Genomic DNA, 19280 nt, shown 5'->3' with positions numbered 1-19280 from the left:
ATGCGATCGCGGAACCTGGACGGCGGCTTTGGCGAGGCCGCGCCATCGCATCCCGCGCAGGCCGTAGCTGCGTTTCCAGGTACCGCAGATCTTCTCGATCCGTCCCCGGACGCCTGGTTCGATGCATTCTCCGCCCGTTCAGGCACCCGCGCACAGGTCTCCTAAGTCGTGCGAAAAAGCTGGTCCAGGTCGGCGAATGCCTTGAATTCCAGCGCATTGCCTGCCGGATCATATAGGAACATCGTGGCCTGCTCGCCCGGCTGCCCCGCAAAGCGGACCTGCGGCGCCATGCCGAAACGCACCTGTTGCGCCTTCAGGCGGTCGGCCAGCGCCGACCAGTCCGCCATATCCAGAACCACACCGAAATGCGGAATGGGAACGTTATGGCCGTCCACCGGGCTGACATTCCCCTCCTCCGAGGCACGGGCGGGATTATGGTGGGTGACGATCTGGTTGCCGAACAGGTCGAAATCGATCCAGGCATCGGTGCTGCGCCCTTCCGGACAGCCGAGCACCGTACCGTAGAAATGACGTGCGGCGTCGAGATCATCGACGGGAAAGGCCAGGTGGAACGGTTTTGACATCGGCAAGTATCCCTCGATCAAGGTGGGAAAGCATAGGGCCGCGAAGGGGGCGGCAAAAAGACCGGTTGTCCTATCTTCTTGCCCTACAATGCCTTTGCATCCGAGGGGGCGTGACGTTCCGCCAGGACCTGCAACAGGCGTTCGACCAGCCGTCTCCGGGGGGAATGGTTTTGCCACAGCATGCCCACGTTGCGGCATGGCGCGGGGCGAGGCAGGCCGATCTTGCGCAGATCGATTCCGGCCGGCCAGGGCGGGGCCCAGTCCGGCACCAGCGATACGCCGATCCCCTGACTGACCATGATGGCGATTGCTTCCAATGAATCGAGTTCCAGCCGTTCGTGCGGCCAGATCCCCCACCGCCGCAGACAGGTATCGGCCAGCCGTCCGCCCCAGTGATTCCGGTCGTAGCGGATGAATGGGTTGCCGCGCAGGATCTCGGCCGGATCGTTCGAGACGATGCCCGCGTGTGCCAGGACGACCAGCGGTTCGGAACGGAAGGTGCACCAGCGGCAGGTTTTTGGAATATCGAAGGGCGGTTCGGCAATGAAGGCCGCATCCAGCGACCCGTCCTGCACCCGGTTGTGCAATTCGGAGGACGCGCCGGGAATGATGTGCAGCTCGATATCCGGAAAGCGTTCGAAGAACAGCTTCAGACTGGTCGGCAGGATGCCGCTGACGACGCTGGAAATGGCGCCCAGCCGCAATTTGCCGACTGGCTCGTCAAGGGCCGCGACCGCACGCAAATCCTTGACGCTGGTGATGATGGAACGGCTGTTCTCGATGATGGCGAGTCCATGTTCGGTCGGCTTGACGGTCCGTCCGGTCCTTTGCATCAGTGTGCAGCCGATTTCGTCCTCCAGCGCGCGAATCCGCTGCGCCACGGCGGCGGGCGTGATGCCCAGTTGGCGCGCGGCTTCGGCCAGCGAACCATGTTCGATGACGATGATAAAGCTTTCCAGAAAGCGTGTATCCATGTCGTGGCTTCACATCGCAACGCGGATTGGGGGATGGCAGGGCCGGATTCCATGACCGTCACGGCCGGCCCTCCATTCGGGGGACTATTTCCGGTATAGCACGGGCCGCAGCATGCTCAGCCGCTCTGCCGCACCATCGGTGATGACGAACGTCTCGCCCACGCCGGCGGCCAGGCCGGTTGTCGTGTCACCCAACATGATATGCACGAACAGGACCATGCCCGGCGCCAGCAGCAGCGGGTTACCCGAATAGATCATCGGCGGCGCATCCATCCAGGTCGGCCGGAACGTGGCGCCCAACGAATAGCCACAGGCCGAGAAGCGGGCCTGCTGGTAGCCGCCGCGATCCAGGACGGCGCGATGGATATCGTCCAGGCGGCCGATCGGCGTGCCCGGCCGGGCCGCGTCGATCACCTGTTCCAACGCGTCGGCCGTTAGCGCGTGCATGCGCGCCTGTGCCGGCGGGACCGGACCCAGGGTGACGGTATGTTCGATGCAGACATTGTACCGGCGATAGGACGCGGCCAGTTCCAGGACCATCTGGTCCGGCGTTTCCAGCCGACGCGCGCTGCCAAAGCCGCGGCCGTAGATCGCGCGCGGGCCGCTATTGACCATCGGGCCGCCGGCCGGCATGTCGCCGCCGCCCCGCAACATGGCCGTCACCCCCGCCGCCGTCACGGCGCTGTCCAGGATGCCGGGCTCGGTCGCGTCGACCATGGCGCGGATGGCATCGTCGGCCAGCGCGCCCGCCTGCCGGACCAGCGCCAGTTCGCTGGGCGACTTGACCAGGCGCAGGCTGCGAATCAGGCCCGACCCGTCCTCCAGCACGACGTCATCCTGCAAGCCGGTGCGCAGCTTTTCCCAGTTGAGGCCCGTCAGCCCGTACGTGTCCAGTTCGACACCGATCCGTTCGCCCCGCAGGCCGAGTTCGTCCAGGATCCGCGCCAGGTCCCGGATCGGATCGGCGTCTTCGGCATTGTACCAGACCCGGACATCTTCGTAGAGCGAGGCGCGCAGAGCCTGGCTCCGGTCGGGCCGACGGGTCAGCAGCACCGCCGCCTGCCCGTCGGCGGTGATGATCCCGCACTGGAAGAAGACATATCCCGCCGTGTCGAAGCCGGTCAGGTACAGGTGACTTTCCTGCGCGAAGACCAGCAGGGCGGCGAGGCCCCGCGATTTCAGGATTTCCGCGGTGCGGCGCAGGCGGCCCTCGTGCTCGTCCTGCGGAAAGGTCAGGGCGACCGAGCGGCCGGACCGTGTCTGGCCCATGAAGCCCAGGGATTGATCGGATAGGGGCAAGCGACGTCTCCATGGATGGACGGTCCGGGGACGAAACGGCGTCGGAGGATTGAAACCGGAACGAATCGACTGGACCTGATGATGGAATTCTGCTGGAACTCATCTGGCATACCACCTGCATATTGGCCTGTCATGATGTCTTCCGCCCTGCCCGACCTGTCGGGCGACGCTTCGATCGAATCCCTGGCCGCGTCCGCCTATGGCCGGCTGCGGACCTTCCTGTTCAGCGGCGAACTGCCGGCCGGCGCGCTGATCCAGGAGCGCCGCCTGGCCGAGCAGCTGGGCCTGTCCCGCACGCCCGTCCGCGATGCGCTGAGCCGCCTGGAAGGCGAACGGCTGCTCAGCCGCAATGGCCGGCTGCTGTTCGTCGCCACCGTGTCGGTACGGGAGATCATCGACATCCTGCACATCCGCCGCCTGATCGAAGGCGACGCCGCCCGGATGGCCGCGACGCGGATGACAACCGCGCAGATCGAGGCCATCCGCGGCGCGATTCTGGGCATGGAAGACGGCGGCCTGGTCACGGACGACGCCCATTGGGCAAATGACGACCTGCTGCATCGCGGGATCGCCGACGCCTCGGGGAATCGGGAACTGAGCCGCCTGATCGGCGAGTTGCGCCAGAGGACGCGCATGTTCGGCCTGACCCGCCTGCCCGAACGTTTCGATCGCGGCAAGGACGAGCATCTGGCCATCCTGGACGCCATCGCCGCGCGCGATTGCAACGCGGCGGAGGATCGGATGCGGCTGCACCTCGACCGGGCCCGCGATGCGATCATTTCCATGCTGCAAGGACAAGACGACTGATGGGCAACAGGCTGCTGTATCTTGCCAACGGGGCGCAGCGGATATCCGCGGCGCGGCTCGACGAGCGATTCGCTTCCGAGGGGATGGAGGTGGATATTCACTGGGCCTATCGCGACGAGTTCCCGGACTCGCTCGACGGTTACACCGGGATCTTCCTTTCGGGCAGCCCGCATGGCGCGTACGAGGATATTCCCTTCATCCTGCGCGAGCATGATCTGGTGCGCGAGGCCGCCGCGCGTGGGATTCCGATGCTGGGGATCTGCTTCGGGCACCAGATCCTGGCCTCGGCGCTGTGCGGGCGCGACCAGGTGTTTCGCCGCGACGGGTGCGAAGTCGGGTTCAAATGGCTCGACGTCCATCCGGCCGCGAGCGGCGATCCGCTCTGCCGCCATCTCGGCGCGCGCATGCACATGTTCGTCTGGCATAACGACGAAGTCCGCGCCGACCATCCCGACATGCGCATCATCGCCTCGTCCGACCTCTGCCCCAACCAGATCTGGCGCTATCGCGACATGCCGGTCTGGGGCATCCAGGGCCATCCGGAAATCACCATGGTGCAGGCCCGCGCCTGGTTCGAGAGCAGCCGCGCGCGGCTGGAACGCGACGGCGCGGATCTCGACGAACTGATGCGGACGGCCAGCGAGGCCGAGGACGCCAAGACGATGCTGCGCGACTTCGCCCAACTGTGCCGTCAATGACACGGACCGCCCCGCCATACCGGACGATCATCGGCGGACTGTGTCTGCTGGCGGGCCTGTGCGGACCGGCGCGGGCGGGCGAACTGGTCTTCACCAGTTGGGGCGGGGCCTACCAGGATGCGGTGCGCGACGCCTGGCTCACGCCGTTCGGTAAGGAAACCGGTCTTGCCGTGCTGGAGGATACCGGGCCATCACTGGCGAAGATCCGGGCGATGGTGGAAACCGGATCGGTCAGCTGGGATGTCGTCGGCACCAGCGGCGCCAGCTTCATGCTGGGCGTGAAGCTGGGATTGTTCGAACGCATTACCGACGACATGGTGGATCAGAGCCACCTGATCCCTGGCGCGCGAACGCCCTATGGGGTACCGTCGGAAATCTTCGCGACCGTGCTGGGCTATTCCACGCGGGCCTTTCCGCACGACCATCCACGCACCTTCGCCGATTTCTGGGATGTGAAGAAATTTCCGGGCCGTCGCATGTTGCCCGCCCGCCCCACTACGGTGTTGGAGGCCGCGTTGCTGGCCGATGGCGTGCCGGCCGCCGACGTCTACGCCACGCTGTCGACGCCGGCGGGCCTGCAGCGTGCGCTGGACAAGGTGCGCGCCATTCGCCCCTCGGTGGCGGTCTGGTGGAATTCCGGCGCGCAGGTGGTCCAGGCCCTGGCCAGCGGCGACGCGGCGATGGCGCTGGGGTGGAACGGCCGCTTCCAGGATGGTCAGGATGCGGACCTGCCGATCGCGATGTCCTGGGACCAGAGCATCCTGCAGGTGGGCTATTTCCTGATCGTGAAAGGCGCGCCGGACCGGGACGCGGCGATCCGCTTCCTGCGTTACATCTCGTCGGCCGAGGCGCAGGCGCGATTCAGCCGCTACGTCGCCTATGGCCCCACCCGCACCGACGTCCTGCCCGGGATCGAACCGGCCCGTCGCACGCGGCTGCCCTCGACGCCCGAACGGATGGCGCGCGGGCTGTTCGTCGACAATGACTGGTGGGCGCGCCACGGCCAGGACGCGACCGAAAAATATACCGCCGTGATGGAAGGAAACTGATGAGCGAGGCAGGATTCTGGTTCGCGCGCGATGAATATCTTCGTCGCGTCGAGCGTGTGCAGGCCGTGCTGAAGGCCGCCGGGCAGGACGCGCTGCTGGCGTTCCTGCCGGAAACCGTGACGTGGCTGACCGGATATTTCACGCGCGCATACGGCACGTTCCAGTTCGCCATCATTCCCGCGGACGGAGAGCCCGTGGTGGTCTGCCGCGATGTCGAAGCCTATTATCTCGACCAGACATGCGTTTTTTCCGGACGCGCGCTGTGGTGCGACAGCGACGTGCCGATGGATGTCGGGATCGCCGCAATCCGCCGCGTCGTGGGCGATGCCCCCCGCCTGGCGGTGGAATTGTCGTCCTGGACGCTGACGGCCGCGCGGTACCTCGCCCTGTGCGCGGCCATGCCGCGCGCGCGCCTGGAGGATGCGGGAACGCTGGTGTCGGCCCTGCGTCTGATCAAGTCGCCCGCCGAAGTGGCCTATCAGCGCCGCGCCGCGCGGGCGGCCGAACGCGGGATGCAGGCCGGAATCGACAGCGCGCGGCCGGGCGCGAACGAACGCGACATGGCGGCCGCGATCTGCGCCGCCATGATCCACGCCGGCAGCGACCTGCCCGGCCCGGGGGTGCTGTCGTCCGGCGAACGGGCCTTCCACCTGCATGGGTCCTACACCGACCGGACGCTGCTGCGGGGCGACGTCGTCCAACTGGAAACCACGCCGAACGTCAGGCAGTACCACGCGCGATTCATGCGGCCGATGAAGGTCGGCACCGCCACGGACGCGGACCATCGCGTGGTGGAACGATTGATCGCAATCCAGGATGCCGCCCTGGCGACCGTAGCGCCCGGCGTGCCGGCCGCCGTTCCGGACGGCATCTATCGCGACGGCGTGCTGTCGGCCGGCCTGGCCGCGACCTACACGAACAAGACGTTCTATTCCGTGGGCCTGATGCTGCAGCCGAACGCGGCCGAGGGGCTGGATGCGGCCCCCGGCTGCACCTGGGCGTTCCAGCCGGGCATGACATTCCACACCTACGTCCTGGCGCGCGGTTTCGGCATGTCCGAGACCATTCATGTCACCGATGGCGGGTACGAACGGCTGACGAACTTCCCCCGTCGACTGTTCGTGACGTGAGCAGGGAGTCCGCCGTACCCCGGCGCGGGCGCCTGCGCGCCGCCGTCATGCGGCGCGGCGCGGCATGGGTCGCCCTGCCGCCGACCCTGTTTCTGGCCGCGCTGTTCGCGCTGCCGGTCCTGCGCCTGCTGATCCTCAGTTTTTCCGACCCGGCCGGTCCGTTCAGCCCCTATTGGCGGATCGTCGACATCCCCGCCTATCGGACCGCGCTGCTGACCACGGTGGGCATCGGGGGGCTGGTGACGGTGCTGTCGGTCCTGCTGGCCTATCCCGTCGCCTATCTGATGGCGACCGTTCCCCCGCGCGTGGCCCGCCTGCTGGGATTGTGCGTCCTGCTGCCGTTCTGGACCAGCGCACTGGTGCGGACCACGGCCTGGATCATCCTGCTGCAACGATATGGCGTTCTGAACACCCTGCTGGTGGACAGCCATCTGCTGCGCCATCCCGTCTCGTTCGTCTACAACCTGTCCGGCGTCCTGATCGGCATGAGCCACGTCCTGATGCCGTTCATCGTCTTCCCACTCTACAACGCCTTCCGCGGCATCGATCAGAACCTGATCCATGCCGCGGAAACGCTGGGCGCCGGCCCGACGACGCTGTGCCGGCGCGTGTTCCTGCCACTGACGGCCCCGGGCGTCGCCGCGGGGGCGACGATCGTGTTCATGAGCGCCCTCGGCTATTACATCACGCCGGCGCTGATGGGCGGTCCGGCACAGACGATGGTGGCCCAGCTTATCTCGTTCAACGTGGAGGAGCAGCTCGACTGGGCCATGGCCGGTGCGCTGTCGGTCGTCATGCTGCTGGCGTCCCTGCTGATCTTCTTCCTGTTCCAGGCGGTATTCGGTCTCGACCGGCTGTTCGGCGACGCGGCCCCGTCGGGTCGGGGCGTGGTGCCGTTCGCCGTGGGCGCGCGCGGCCGCTCCGCCTCGGGCCGTGCGATGCTGGTGCTGGGGGGCGCGGTGCTGCTGTTCCTGCTGGCGCCGGTGCTGATCGTCTTCCCGATGAGCGTCGGGTCGTCGCCGTTCCTGTCGTTCCCGCCACAGCATCTGTCCCTGCGCTGGTATCATGAATTGCTGGCGCGGCCGCAATGGCTGGCCTCGGCGTGGAATTCCCTACAGGTCGCCGCCATCGCGGTCCCGGGCGCGACGCTGCTCGGCACGATGGCGGCCCTCGGGGTCTCGCGCCTGCGCGGGGGGCTGGCGCGCGGGCTGGAAGTCCTGTTCATCCTGCCGATGATCGTTCCGCCGATCATCCTGGCGGTCGGATTGTATTACCAGATGGTGCCCCTGGGCCTGATACGCGGGCATTGGGGGCTGGGACTGGGACACATCGTCATCGCCCTGCCGTTCGTCTTCCTCTCGGCGCAGGCCGCACTGCGCGGGTTCGACCGCAACTTGGAACGTGCGGCCCTGGGACTGGGGGCCAGTTGGCCGACCATGTTCCGGCGCGTGATGCTGCCGGCCATCGGCCCGGGCGTCGCCGCCGGCGCCATCTTTGCCTTCATCACCAGTTTCGACGACGTGATTCTGGCCCTGTTCCTGACCGACGTGCGCGGCCGCACCCTGCCCCGCCTGATCTATGAGAACGTTTCCGAGGAAATCAGTCCGACGATCACCGCCGTTGCCGTTCTGGTGATCCTGCTGACCCTGCTGACCCTGCTGCTCAATGTCTTTTTTCAGAAGGATACGCGATGACCGGACAGAACACCGTTCTCGGCAAATCCGTCCGTCTGGACGCGATTCGCAAATCCTACGGCACGACAACCGTATTGCGCGACCTGTCGCTCGATATCCCGGCAGGATGCTTCTGCACCCTGCTGGGATCGTCCGGGTCGGGCAAGAGCACGCTGCTGAAGCTGATCGCCGGGTTCGAGACGCCGGATGCCGGGGTGATCCGCATCGGTGGAAACGATGTCGGCAAGGTGCCGGTCAACCGGCGCAACATCGGCATGGTCTTTCAGAATTATGCGCTGTTCCCGCATATGTCCGTGCGGCACAATGTCTCTTTTGGCCTGGACATGCGCCGGATATCGCCTGGCGAGTCTGCCCGGCGGGTCGACGAGGCACTGGAGATGGTCGGGCTCGACGACCTGGCCGATCGTCGTCCGCGCGACCTGTCCGGCGGACAGCAGCAACGGGTGGCCCTGGCGCGGGCGCTGGTGATACGGCCGGACATCCTGCTGATGGACGAACCGCTGGGCGCGCTGGACCGCGCACTACGCCAGACATTGCAGGTCCAGATCAGGGTCATCCAGAAAGAGCTTGGCATAACCGTCATCTTCGTCACCCACGATCAGGAGGAGGCCCTGCATATGTCCGACCAGATCGTGCTGATGCGCCAGGGGGCGATCGAACAGGCGGGATCCCCATGGGAACTGTACAGGCAACCAAAAAATCGCTTCGTCGCGTCGTTTCTTGACGAATGCAACTACGTGGAACTGCCGTCGGGTCCGGCCGGCATCCGGCCCGCCCGGCTTCGTCTTGGCGCCGATGCGCGGACGCAGGATCACGTCATGAGCGGACGGGTCGAACGTGTCACGTTCCTGGGGGCCAACATGCGGGTGACGGCCCGTGTCGGGCAGGCGGATGTCGTCGCGCTGGTTCCCACAGAAAACGAACCGGACCGGTTTTCCGTCGGACAACTGGTCGAAATCGGCTTTGCCGACGCCGACGTCATGCCCATTGCATGACGTCGCGCCTCCCACGCAGATCGATAGAAAAAGTAAAACATGAACGTATTTTTGCGAACGTTCATTCATAGTTTCTTTCATGCAATGATTTGATCGAAATGATTTTGACGATTATGCAGAGAAGGAAAGCAGGGTGAGCAAGAAACCAGGCAACCGCCGGGTATTGAGCCTTCTGGTAACGACGTGCATGCCCCTTCTCTCGGTGCCGGCGTCACATGCGCAGACGGCGGCAGCGAAGATCGGGACGGCGACCACCCGGCCGAAGCCGATGACGATGCCGGCCGACGCCGCATCCGCCGGCAAGGAACAGATCGTCGTAACCGGGTCCCGCGGCTTGGGCCGCAAGGTGACCGACAGCATCAACCCCATCGACGTGGTGACCTCGGCGCAGCTGACGCGCACCGGCCAGGGCGACCTGGGCGATGCCCTGGTGCTGACCAACCCCTCGCTGAACATGCAGGCCCACCAGACCGATCAGGCGGCGCTGACATCGTCGATCCGCATGCGCGGGCTCAATCCCGATCAGGTTCTGATCCTGATCGACGGCAAGCGGCGTCACACCACCGCCAACATCAATTCCGATTCCGGACCGGAATCGGGTGAAACGCCGGTCGACATCGACATGATCCCGGTCAGCATGATCGATCATATCGAAGTGCTGCGCGATGGGGCGGCGGCCCAGTACGGATCGGACGCCATCGCCGGCGTCGTCAACATCATCCTGAAGAAATCGGCACATGGCGGCTCGGAGCAGGGACTGGTCGGCGCGAACTATCAGGGCGACGGCTTTACCTACCTGGTGCGCGGCGACCATGGCTTCAGTCTGGGCGACGACGGTTTCCTGCATGTCGCACTGGAATTCAAGCATAACGACCTGACCTCGCGCGACGCGGTCGACAACCGCACCGGCCGCAAGGATTTCCATCAGGAAGGCGAGCCCGACCAGACGCGGGCGAACGCGGCGATCAACTGGGGCAAGGACCTGTTCGGCGGCAAGGCGAACTTCTACGGCAACGTCATCTACGGCCACCGTCACGGTGAAACACCGCAATTTTTTCGTGTCGCCAGCACGCTGCCGTCCTATTACCCCTGGGGCTTCGACCCCGTCGACACGTCGGACGAGGACGACTACGCCGCGACCATCGGCCTGAAGGGCGACGATTTCCTGGGTTTCGGGTGGGATGTCAGCAGCACCTACGGGTCCGACAACATCCATCTGCGCCAGCATGATTCGGCGAATCTCAGCTATCTGCAGACCTATGGCTGGACACCGACCAGCTTCACCTTGCGTGGCTTCCAGTCGACCCAGTGGACCAACAACCTCGATTTCCATCGTGCGATTCCGGTTCCGGTCCTGGCCGCACCGCTGCACCTGGCGTTCGGCGCCGAGCATCGCATGGAAAGCTATACGATGAGCGCGGGTGACTATGCCTCCTACTACGGCGCAGGCTCGCAGGCGCTGGTCGGTCTGTCCCCTACCAATGCCGGATCGTGGTACAGGGATGTCTATGCCGGATATGTGGACCTCGACATCCAGCCGGTGAAGCATCTGGACGTCGACGTGGCCGGCCGTTTCGAGCACTATACGGATGCCGGGGATGCGAAGACCGGCAAGATCGCGACCCGCTACGACTTCAACCGATATTTCGCGATCCGCGGCGCCATCAGCACGGGCTTCCGCGCCCCGACGCTGGCGGAAGAGCATTATTCGACCCTGGGCGTCGCCCCGACCTATGCCGGTGGTCAGCTGGCCGTGAATTCGAACGCCGCCGCCGCATTGGGGGCCGTGCCCCTGACGCCGGAATTCTCGACGAACGTCAGCGCCGGGTTCGTGCTGCGCCCGATCAAGAACCTCAACATCACCACGGACGTCTACCAGATCAATATCCGCGACCGCATCGTCAATGGCGGCAGCTATTCCGGCCTGCAGGCCGTCGATGCCATCCAGGCGATGGGAATCCAGGTTCCCTCGACGATCTCGCCGTCGGCCGTGACGGCGCATTACTATTCCAACGGCGCCAGCACACGGACGCAGGGATTGGATATCGTCGCCAACTATCTGACCGACCTGAATCGCATGGGACGGATCACCTGGGATCTGGGCATTTCGCTGAACCGGACCCGACTGACTCATCTTGGCGATGATACCAATGGCAATCCCCTGCTGACGGCACAGGGTATTTCCTATCTGACGACGACGTCGCCGCGCAGCAAGATCATGCTGGGCGCGCGCTGGAACTGGCGGAAATTCGACGTCTACCTCCAGGAACTCCGCTGGGGCGAGACGAAGGACATGAAGTCCTTCCGCTCCGGCCCCTTCGCGAATTCGAATTCCGTTTTCTATCAATTCGTGAACACGCCCGTCTGGGTCACCAACATGGAGCTGGGATACCAGGCCACGCAGAAGATTCACGTCGCCGTCGGTGCGAACAACCTGTTCAACATGAAGCCGAGACGCCTGCCCGCCAACGGCGCCTATGCGGGGGCCGAGATCTACGACGATTATTCGAACCAGATGGGCTATAATGGTGGCTACTATTACCTGCGCGTGAACACCACGTTCTGATCCGGGACACACCCGGGACCGGATTTTCCCTTATGGCGTGGATGAAAGGAAAGGGCTGGTCGCGCCCTTTCCTTTCGATCTGTTTGCGGGGTGGCGTCCACCCGAACATTGTGGAGCAACAAGATGGCGACGATGGAGCCCGATTTCGCACTGGCCCGTTCCCTGTTCGATGCGTTGCATCGGATCGGCTTCGACGGCGTCGGCATGACCCGCGCCTCTTACGATGACGGGGAAAATCGCGCCCATGCGCTGCTGGCCGACACGGCGCGCGGCCTCGGGCTCGAAATCCGCACTGACTGGGCCGCCAATCTCTACATGACGCTGCCGGGACGGGATCGCCTCGCCCCGGTCGTCATGACCGGATCGCATGTGGATACTGTACCCGTCGGGGGCAATTTCGACGGCGCTGCCGGCGTGGTCGCCGGCATTGCGCTGCTGGCGGGGTGGATCCGCGCGGACTGCCAGCCGGTGCACGATGTCACCGTCATGGCCATTCGGGCGGAAGAAAGCGCCTGGTTCCCGGTTTCCTATATCGGCAGCAAGGCGGCGTTCGGGCTGCTGGACGATGCGGCGCTGACCGTGCCGCAACGCGACAGCGGGCGCCCTCTGGCCGCGCATATGGCCCAGGCCGGCGGTGATCCGTCGAACCGCGTAACGGCCGCGGTCCTGGCACCGTCGGCTATCGACTGCTTCGTGGAACTCCATATCGAACAAGGGCCGGTCCTGACGGAAACCGACATGACCCTGGGCATCGTCACGGGCATCTGCGGCAGCCTGCGCTATCGCGAGGTCGTCGTGCATGGCCGCTACGCCCATTCGGGTGCAACGCCGCGGGCCTACCGGCAGGATGCGATGGCGGCGACCGCCCGGCTTATCGGCATGCTGGAAGCCACGTGGCTGGCGATCGAGGCCGAAGGCGGAGAAATGACCCTCACCTTCGGGGTCTGCCGGACAGACCCACGGCAATCCGACTTCAGCACGATCGCCGGACGTGTGGATCTGTCGATAGACGTGCGGTCACGCACGCCGTCGATCCTGGAACGGATGGACCGGCATATCCACACCGCCGTCACGGCGGTCGAGGCCGAATACGGTGTTCGCATCGACCTCGGCACACTGTCGGGCAGTACGCCGGCCAGCATGGATGCCGGTTTGCAGGACGATCTGACATCCCTGGCATCGGAACTTGGGTTTGCGGCCCGGTCGATGCCCAGCGGAGCCGGCCACGATGCGGCGACCTTCGCCAATCAGGGCGTCCCGACGGCGATGCTGTTCGTCCGAAACGCCAATGGCAGCCATAATCCGGACGAGGCGATGGATTTTCAGGATTTCGTCCAGGGTACGGAACTGCTGTCGGCGCTGTTATGGCGGCGGGCAGGATAACCGCTTCACTTCCTTATTTTCCTTTTCGATAATAACAAGGCACTGGCTTCATGAAGGTTTCATTGACGGGCGACAGCATCCTGTTCAGGCGTCTGAACAGCCGTACGGACGGGATGGTCTCGCCACTGTTCGACATGATCCGGGACTGCGATATCTCGTTTACCAATCTGGAGCTGGTGCCGAACGATTTCTTAGGTGATCCCGCGCTGGATCATGGCGGCACGCATTTCGGCGCCCCGGCGTGGGTGCTGGACGAACTGTCCGACGCGGGCTTCGATCTTTTTGCCTCGGCCACGAATCACAGCCTCGACTACAGCATCTCCGGCCTGCGCCAGGCCATCGAGGCGATGGATCGCCGGCAGATCCAGTACGCCGGCGTGGGGCGAAACCTGGAAGAAGCACGCCGGCCGGTCTACGCCACCCACCCGAAGGGCGCCGTCGCGATGCTGTCCTGCGTCTCGACCTTCGCACGCGGGCAGGAGGCCGCCGAGCAGACAAACCTGATGGCCGGCCGTCCGGGTGTCAGCCCCCTGCATTTCACTCTGTCCCACCACGTGACGGCCGATGAAATGGCGACGTTGCGCGCCATTTACGAGAAGCTGGGCCTGGAGAAGGCGCGCGACGACAAGATCCAGCTGGGTTTCGGCTATCCGCCCGCCCCAGGCACGCTGTCGTTCGAGGGCGTGCATTTCACCGAATCCGACCATACGAAGGTCCACACGACGCCGAACGAGAAGGACGTCGCCGGGATCGTCCGCTGGATTGGCGAAGCGCGCCTGGTCTCCGACGTGGTCATCGTCAGCGTTCATTCACATGAAAGCGGATATAACGACGCGGGCGAGATCGACGTGGAAATCCCCGCCGATTTCCTGCGTCTGTTCGCGGAACGCGCGATCGACGCCGGCGCGGATATCGTCGCCTGCCACGGTCCGCACCTGTTGCGCGGCATGGAGATCTACAAGAACCGGCCAATCTTCTACAGCCTCGGGAATTTTATCGGCCAGAACGAACTGGTGGAGCGTCTGCCCGCCGATTCCTATGCGGCCTACAAGGCAGGCCCGGAGATGACACCCCATCGCATCTACAAGAACCGCAGCAACAATGACCGGAAGGGCTTTCCGGCCGACCGGCGCTTCTGGGAGACGGTCATGCCGATCTGCACCTTCGGGCCGGACGGCCTGGAGGCGATCGAAATCCATCCGGTCTCCCTGGGGCTGGGGCAATCGGCCCATCGCAGGGGCGTGCCGTTCCTGGCACGGGGGGCGGAAGGCCAGCGGATCCTGTCCCGTTTCGCCGACCTCTCCCGCCCCTTCGGCGTGACGTTCGACAGCGGGGATAATATGCTGCTGTGTAATCTGTAGGACAGCGCAGTGCCGATCGGACATGTGAAATGACGACCTGCTTCATCGTCCAACCGGTTCATTCCGACGGTGTCGCGTGCCTGCGCGACGCCGGCATCACCGTGCGGTTCGCCTCCAGTGCCGACATGGCGGTCGTCGCGGCGGAAATCGGGGACGCCGTAGCGGTGATCACCCGGGATGCGGGGCTGGATGCCCGCGCCATGGCAGCCGCGTCGGGCCTGCGCGTCATCGCAGGGCATGGGGTCGGCACCAACCGGATCGACCTGCCCCAGGCGAAACGGCGCGGCATCATGGTGGTCAACACCCCTGACACCAATATCCGGTCCGTGGCCGAATATACGATCGGCCTGATGTTCGCGGTCGCCCGCCGCATCACCGAGGCGGACCGGGCAGTCCGCGCCGGAAATTGGGGCTTCCGCTATCAGGGCCACATGGCCGAACTGCACGGCAAGTCCCTGGGCCTGGTCGGCTTCGGGCAGATCGCGCGGCTGGTCGCATCCATGGCACGCGCCGCCCTGGACATGGAGGTCGCGGTCTGGTCGCCCAACGTCCCCGACGACATCATCCGGATGGCGGGTGTCCGCCGCGCCGATACGCTGCACGGCCTGCTGGCGATGTCCGATGTCGTGTCGCTGCATCGCCCCCTGCGTCCGGATACGGTCAATACGATCGATGACGCGGCGCTCAGGGCGATCAGGCCGGGGGCGATGCTGATCAATACCGGGCGGGGTGGCCTGGTGGATATCCAGGCCCTGAACCGCGCCCTGCGAGACGGCCGGCTCGGCGGAGCCGCCCTGGATGTCTTTGCCCGGGAACCACCGGCGACCGACGACCCGGTCCTGGCCATGCCACGTGTGGTGCTGTCGCCGCATATCGCCGGCGCGACCGAGGAGGCCATGCGCGCCACGGCCGTGCTGTGCGCGACGCAGATCATCGATTGCCTGAACGGCCGTACGCCGGCCCATCCGGTTACCGCCTCGCCGACGTGACGTCGCGGGCAGTCGCATCCGACGACCTCATTATCGAAGCGATATCAGAGGGTCCTCCCGCCCTCCCTCGGTGATGGAGAGACGCTCTTGCGCGCCGCGGCTGCCAGATGACCGATCAAAGCCGCGATGGCGGCATCCTGGTGAGGACCCACGGTCATCAGGCCGACCTCGCGTGAAATGCGATGCTCGCCCAGGGGAAGCGTCCGGATGTTCGGCAACAGCCCGATCGCCAGCACGCGCGGGATGATCGTGCACCCCATGTTGCTTGCCACCATCTGCAGGATGGTATGCACTTCTTCGGTCTCGATGACCGACCTCGGTGCGAGGTGCTGCGCACGCAGAAAACGGTCAAGCGTGCGCCCCCCGAACGATCGGCTGTCATAGCGAATAAACGGCTGCTCCATCAGGACCTGCCGCCAGTCATCGCCGGGCATCCGCTCGGGAAGCACCATCACATAGTCCTGCGTGACGAGCGGATGCCATGTCATATGCGGCATCGGCCCCAGCGGCGGCCGGACGATCAGGGCCGCGTCCAAGTCGCCCGCATCCAGCCGGTCCAGCAGAACCATGGAAATTCCGGGCACCAGGCGGACCATGAGCGACGGCATCTCGGCAGAGAGGGCGGCGACCGCGGGTGCGAGAATGGACGTCTGGGTGGTGGAGATGGCGCCGACCCGCAAGGTCCGGCGGCTTGGCTCCCGCGGGGAGAAATGGCGGAGTCCATTGAAGCTGGAGAGAATGCCCTCCACCTCCGGCAGGATCGCACCGCCTTTCCCGCTCAATGTCACGGACCAGCCGCTCCGATCGAACACCTCGTAACCAAGCTCCTGCTCCAGGCGCCTGATCTGCGCGCCGATGGCCGCCTGCGTCAGGCCAATCTGCCTGGCTGCCGCCGCAAAGCTTCCCAGCCGGGCGACCAGGACGAAGGTCCGGAGTTCTGCGATCATCTACAAAAAATATATTTTTTTTATTCGGAACGTCAAAAACTTTTTTTGTTCATGTCATGAGAGCCCATCTCGTGCCGGCTCTGACGACATGATATTCAACACATTGAAATAACACCTTATTTATTCACGCCTTTCCCGTCACCCGGCGCGTTTTCGGAATCCCATATTTTTATTGCCATTCCGTTATATGTGTGATTTGATCACGAAACCGATATGACAGTGACGGACGAACCACAACCCCGGACAAGGTGACGCTCATGGAGAGCTCTTTCCTATCAAAGGCTGTTTGGCTCTGCGGCGTAGCACTGCCCGCCCTCGTTCCCGGCTTTACGGGCGCGCACGCACAATCGGCCTCCGGCGCCGCACTCCAGCCCAGCGCGCATCATGCGGCCAAATCGCCGAGTTCGCGCCACGCCGCGCAGTCCAGGGCGGCCTCCCTGAGCGCCGCCCCAGAGGAGGTAAGCGTCTCCGGCGTGGCGGCGCCGGGCGAATCCGTGCTCTCACCTTCAACGCGCGTTCACAGCACAACCCAGGTCACGGTCTTCTCCGGCGCGCAGCTTCTGGCCACGGGCCAGACCAACGTCATGAGCGCCCTTGCCCAGGCCTCCGCCGCCATCACGGCGCCTCCGCAGCCGGGGGTCGGCAACAATGCCTTCGTCCAGACAATGCAGCTCCGCGGGCAATCCGCGGATGACACGCTGATTCTCATCAACGGGCATCGCCGGCATATCGGCGCGAATTTCAATGCCAACGCCGGGCCAAACTGGGGCACCGAGCCAGCCGATATTTCACTCATTCCGATTTCAGCCATCGACCATGTCGAGGTCATTACGGAAGGCGCCACGGCCCTCTACGGACAGGACGCTCTGGCAGGGGCCGTCAACATCGTACTCAAACAGAATACGCATGGCGGATCGATCAATTTCCAGAACAGCGGCTATTACGCGGGCGATGGCCAGGCGCTGAACGGATACGCCGACTGGGGCACGGCTCTGGGCAAAAGTGGCGGCTACCTGGATCTGGCGGCCCAGGTCGTCCATCAACTCCCCACCAACCGTACCGCCGACTACGTAGGGCAATTCTATCCCGTTGGTGACCCGCGTAACGAAACGGCAAGCCGCGACGTCCAGCGGATCCTTGGCATTCCCAAATCGACCATGGAAACGCTCAGCGAGAACATGTCCGTCCCGCTGGCCGGGAACATCTCTCTCTACAGCACATCCACCTTCGGCCACCGGCGCGTGCATGTCGCGGAAACCTACCGCAGCGCGGCCAACAGCCTGACGGACGTCACTCTCTGGCCGAATGGCGCGATTCCCTATATCTCAATGGATCAATATGATTTCGAGACGGATAACGGCATAAAGGCACACAAATTCGGCTTCGCCTGGGATGCCTACGTGAATTACGGCCGCGACGACCAGGCTTATTCAACCATCCATAGCAACAACCTCTCCCTCGGCAGCGCCGACCAGCGCGACTTCTATGACGGGAAGGCCATCACGTCCCAGTTCTCGACGGGGCCTGCGGGGCTCGCACCTTTTCCACACCTCACTTCTGCCCCGTCCGATTGCCCTGCGCTTTGGCGCCGAATACCGCCGCGACACGTTCCAGATGACGGAGGGCGAAGAAGCCTCCTGGATCGGGCTGGGGGCCATGGATCATGGCGGCAACAACCCCAGTGCCGTGACCAACCGCGGACGTGACGTTTATGACGGCAACGTCGACCTCGATTTCTTTCTGACGCGAAAATGGGAATGGACGATGGGCGGACGCGCCGTCAGCTACGCCCACCTTGCGACGGTGGAAACCGGATCGATCGGGACTCGTTACAATTTCAACAGGAACTGGGCCATTCGGGCGAGCGTCAACACCGGATACCGTCCGCCGACTCTCGGGCAGACCTATTATTTCTATAATGCCCCCTTCCCCACTTATGCCGTGGACCAGCTCCCCAACAGCAGCCCGGCGGCCAAGGCGCTGGGCGCGGGCAACATCAAGGGGGAGTACTCCCGCAACTACAGCATCGGCCTCGACGCCACCCCTGTCGAAAACTGGCATGTGACGGGCAATCTTTATTACATCGCCATCAACGACCGCCTCGCAAGCACCACGACCCTCGGCGGCCCCAGCGTCGCGTCCATCCTCGCTGCGGCGGGCCTGCAGAACGTTACCTATGCGTCGTATTACACCAACCCGGTCAATACTCAGACCTATGGCGGCGATATCAACACCGACTATACACTGCACACCACGCGCGCGGGCACATTCCGCTTTGCCTTCACGTTCAACTATTCCGACAACGAGATCCGCAGCTACAACAAGACCCCGGAGGTCCTCGCCAATCTTCATCTCACCACGTTCAATAAGTATGCGGAACAGATTTTGCTGCATGCCGCGCCGAAGAACCGCGAGAGCCTGTCCGTAAACTGGAATTACGGAAAATGGAGCTTCTTCGTCCAGGAGCAGCGTTTCGGCTCGACCCTGTTCCTGGCCAGCCCGACTTCGCCCGCGGTTACGGTCAACCCGGCCTTCTTGACCAATCTCGAAGTGGACTACAAAATCCTGCCCAGATGGAGCGTCGCCGTCGGCGCGAACAATGTCGGAAACAAATATCCCACACGCATCCCCAAATCCGTCATTGCCCCGCTATTCGGTGCGTATAACTACTCCTTCTACTCCCCCTTCGGGTTCAATGGCGGCATGTACTATGTAAAAACCAATTTCAACTTCTGATCCTGCTCCATTCGGGAAGGCGATGTCTTTGCAGACAACTCCACAAAGCGATACGATCCCACCGCGTT

14 protein-coding genes and 1 pseudogene are annotated in these 19280 nt (G+C 64.2%); 11 read left to right on the top strand and 4 right to left on the bottom strand.

Annotated features, from left to right (window positions below; translation table 11 throughout):
* Nucleotides 1-161: 161 nt before the first annotated feature.
* From HLH34_RS09985 to HLH34_RS09975, 3 genes are all read right to left on the bottom strand, one after another.
* A complete protein-coding gene (locus HLH34_RS09985; RefSeq protein WP_183119436.1) occupies nucleotides 162-584 on the bottom strand; it encodes a VOC family protein in 423 nt (140 codons plus the stop codon).
* Between the two features lie 83 nt (nucleotides 585-667).
* On the bottom strand, nucleotides 668-1558 hold the full coding sequence (locus HLH34_RS09980) for a LysR family transcriptional regulator (protein ID WP_183119435.1): 891 nt from the start codon (nucleotides 1556-1558) through the stop codon (nucleotides 668-670).
* Nucleotides 1559-1642: 84 nt separating this feature from the next.
* A complete protein-coding gene (locus tag HLH34_RS09975; RefSeq protein ID WP_183119434.1) occupies nucleotides 1643-2857 on the bottom strand; it encodes a M24 family metallopeptidase in 1215 nt (404 codons plus the stop codon).
* 132 nt (nucleotides 2858-2989) lie between these two features.
* Between HLH34_RS09975 and HLH34_RS09970 the strand changes: the two genes are divergently transcribed.
* The 10 genes from HLH34_RS09970 (at nucleotide 2990) to HLH34_RS09925 (ending at nucleotide 15529) form a co-directional block, all read left to right on the top strand.
* Entirely contained in the window at nucleotides 2990-3664 is a 675-nt protein-coding gene (locus tag HLH34_RS09970; RefSeq protein ID WP_183119433.1) for a GntR family transcriptional regulator, read from the top strand.
* The gene (locus HLH34_RS09965; protein ID WP_183119432.1) at nucleotides 3664-4362 is read left to right on the top strand and encodes a type 1 glutamine amidotransferase; all 699 of its coding nucleotides are present in this window, start codon (nucleotides 3664-3666) and stop codon (nucleotides 4360-4362) included. Before HLH34_RS09970 ends, HLH34_RS09965 begins: the two co-directional genes overlap by 1 nt.
* Complete coding sequence (locus HLH34_RS09960) at nucleotides 4359-5411, top strand: ABC transporter substrate-binding protein (RefSeq protein ID WP_183119431.1); 1053 nt, start codon at nucleotides 4359-4361, stop codon at nucleotides 5409-5411. Before HLH34_RS09965 ends, HLH34_RS09960 begins: the two co-directional genes overlap by 4 nt.
* Complete coding sequence (locus tag HLH34_RS09955; RefSeq protein WP_183119430.1) at nucleotides 5411-6541, top strand: M24 family metallopeptidase; 1131 nt, start codon at nucleotides 5411-5413, stop codon at nucleotides 6539-6541. Before HLH34_RS09960 ends, HLH34_RS09955 begins: the two co-directional genes overlap by 1 nt.
* Nucleotides 6538-8235 (top strand): ABC transporter permease, encoded by a 1698-nt coding sequence (locus HLH34_RS09950; RefSeq protein WP_220792121.1) that lies wholly within the window; start codon nucleotides 6538-6540, stop codon nucleotides 8233-8235. The genes HLH34_RS09955 and HLH34_RS09950 overlap by 4 nt, the downstream gene beginning before the upstream one ends.
* Nucleotides 8232-9230: an ABC transporter ATP-binding protein gene (locus HLH34_RS09945; protein WP_183119429.1), complete on the top strand. Its 999-nt coding sequence runs from the start codon at nucleotides 8232-8234 to the stop codon at nucleotides 9228-9230. Before HLH34_RS09950 ends, HLH34_RS09945 begins: the two co-directional genes overlap by 4 nt.
* 133 nt (nucleotides 9231-9363) lie before the next feature.
* Complete coding sequence (locus HLH34_RS09940; protein ID WP_183119428.1) at nucleotides 9364-11796, top strand: TonB-dependent receptor plug domain-containing protein; 2433 nt, start codon at nucleotides 9364-9366, stop codon at nucleotides 11794-11796.
* A gap of 123 nt (nucleotides 11797-11919) precedes the next feature.
* Nucleotides 11920-13179: a Zn-dependent hydrolase gene (locus HLH34_RS09935; protein WP_183119427.1), complete on the top strand. Its 1260-nt coding sequence runs from the start codon at nucleotides 11920-11922 to the stop codon at nucleotides 13177-13179.
* A gap of 50 nt (nucleotides 13180-13229) precedes the next feature.
* The gene (locus HLH34_RS09930) at nucleotides 13230-14540 is read left to right on the top strand and encodes a CapA family protein (protein ID WP_183119426.1); all 1311 of its coding nucleotides are present in this window, start codon (nucleotides 13230-13232) and stop codon (nucleotides 14538-14540) included.
* Between the two features lie 29 nt (nucleotides 14541-14569).
* Nucleotides 14570-15529: a hydroxyacid dehydrogenase gene (locus tag HLH34_RS09925; protein WP_183119425.1), complete on the top strand. Its 960-nt coding sequence runs from the start codon at nucleotides 14570-14572 to the stop codon at nucleotides 15527-15529.
* 44 nt (nucleotides 15530-15573) lie between these two features.
* Here HLH34_RS09925 and HLH34_RS09920 read toward each other — a convergent pair whose 3' ends face one another.
* Nucleotides 15574-16476, bottom strand: a complete 903-nt coding sequence (locus HLH34_RS09920) for a LysR family transcriptional regulator (protein WP_183119424.1) — start codon at nucleotides 16474-16476, stop codon at nucleotides 15574-15576.
* A 257-nt stretch (nucleotides 16477-16733) separates the two neighbouring features.
* Here HLH34_RS09920 and HLH34_RS09915 point away from each other — a divergent pair.
* Nucleotides 16734-19212 (top strand): annotated as a pseudogene (locus HLH34_RS09915) (TonB-dependent receptor plug domain-containing protein).
* The last annotated feature ends 68 nt before the right edge of the window (nucleotides 19213-19280 follow it).

The sequence above is a fragment of the Gluconacetobacter azotocaptans genome (genome assembly GCF_014174355.1).
Lineage (GTDB): Bacteria > Pseudomonadota > Alphaproteobacteria > Acetobacterales > Acetobacteraceae > Gluconacetobacter > Gluconacetobacter azotocaptans.
Note: the sequence above shows the minus strand (reverse complement) of the source record. Positions and strands in the feature narration are given on the sequence as shown.

What these genes read in the sequence shown, in the direction of transcription:
- HLH34_RS09945 (WP_183119429.1), top strand. Translation starts at nt 8,232, where the DNA reads ATGACCGGACAGAACACCGTTCTCGGCAAATCCGTCCGTCTGGACGCG.
- HLH34_RS09970 (WP_183119433.1), top strand. Translation starts at nt 2,990, where the DNA reads ATGATGTCTTCCGCCCTGCCCGACCTGTCGGGCGACGCTTCGATCGAA.
- HLH34_RS09930 (WP_183119426.1), top strand. Translation starts at nt 13,230, where the DNA reads ATGAAGGTTTCATTGACGGGCGACAGCATCCTGTTCAGGCGTCTGAAC.
- HLH34_RS09925 (WP_183119425.1), top strand. Translation starts at nt 14,570, where the DNA reads ATGACGACCTGCTTCATCGTCCAACCGGTTCATTCCGACGGTGTCGCG.
- HLH34_RS09955 (WP_183119430.1), top strand. Translation starts at nt 5,411, where the DNA reads ATGAGCGAGGCAGGATTCTGGTTCGCGCGCGATGAATATCTTCGTCGC.
- HLH34_RS09920 (WP_183119424.1), bottom strand. Translation starts at nt 16,476, where the DNA reads ATGATCGCAGAACTCCGGACCTTCGTCCTGGTCGCCCGGCTGGGAAGC.
- HLH34_RS09960 (WP_183119431.1), top strand. Translation starts at nt 4,359, where the DNA reads ATGACACGGACCGCCCCGCCATACCGGACGATCATCGGCGGACTGTGT.
- HLH34_RS09985 (WP_183119436.1), bottom strand. Translation starts at nt 584, where the DNA reads ATGTCAAAACCGTTCCACCTGGCCTTTCCCGTCGATGATCTCGACGCC.
- HLH34_RS09935 (WP_183119427.1), top strand. Translation starts at nt 11,920, where the DNA reads ATGGCGACGATGGAGCCCGATTTCGCACTGGCCCGTTCCCTGTTCGAT.
- HLH34_RS09965 (WP_183119432.1), top strand. Translation starts at nt 3,664, where the DNA reads ATGGGCAACAGGCTGCTGTATCTTGCCAACGGGGCGCAGCGGATATCC.
- HLH34_RS09980 (WP_183119435.1), bottom strand. Translation starts at nt 1,558, where the DNA reads ATGGATACACGCTTTCTGGAAAGCTTTATCATCGTCATCGAACATGGT.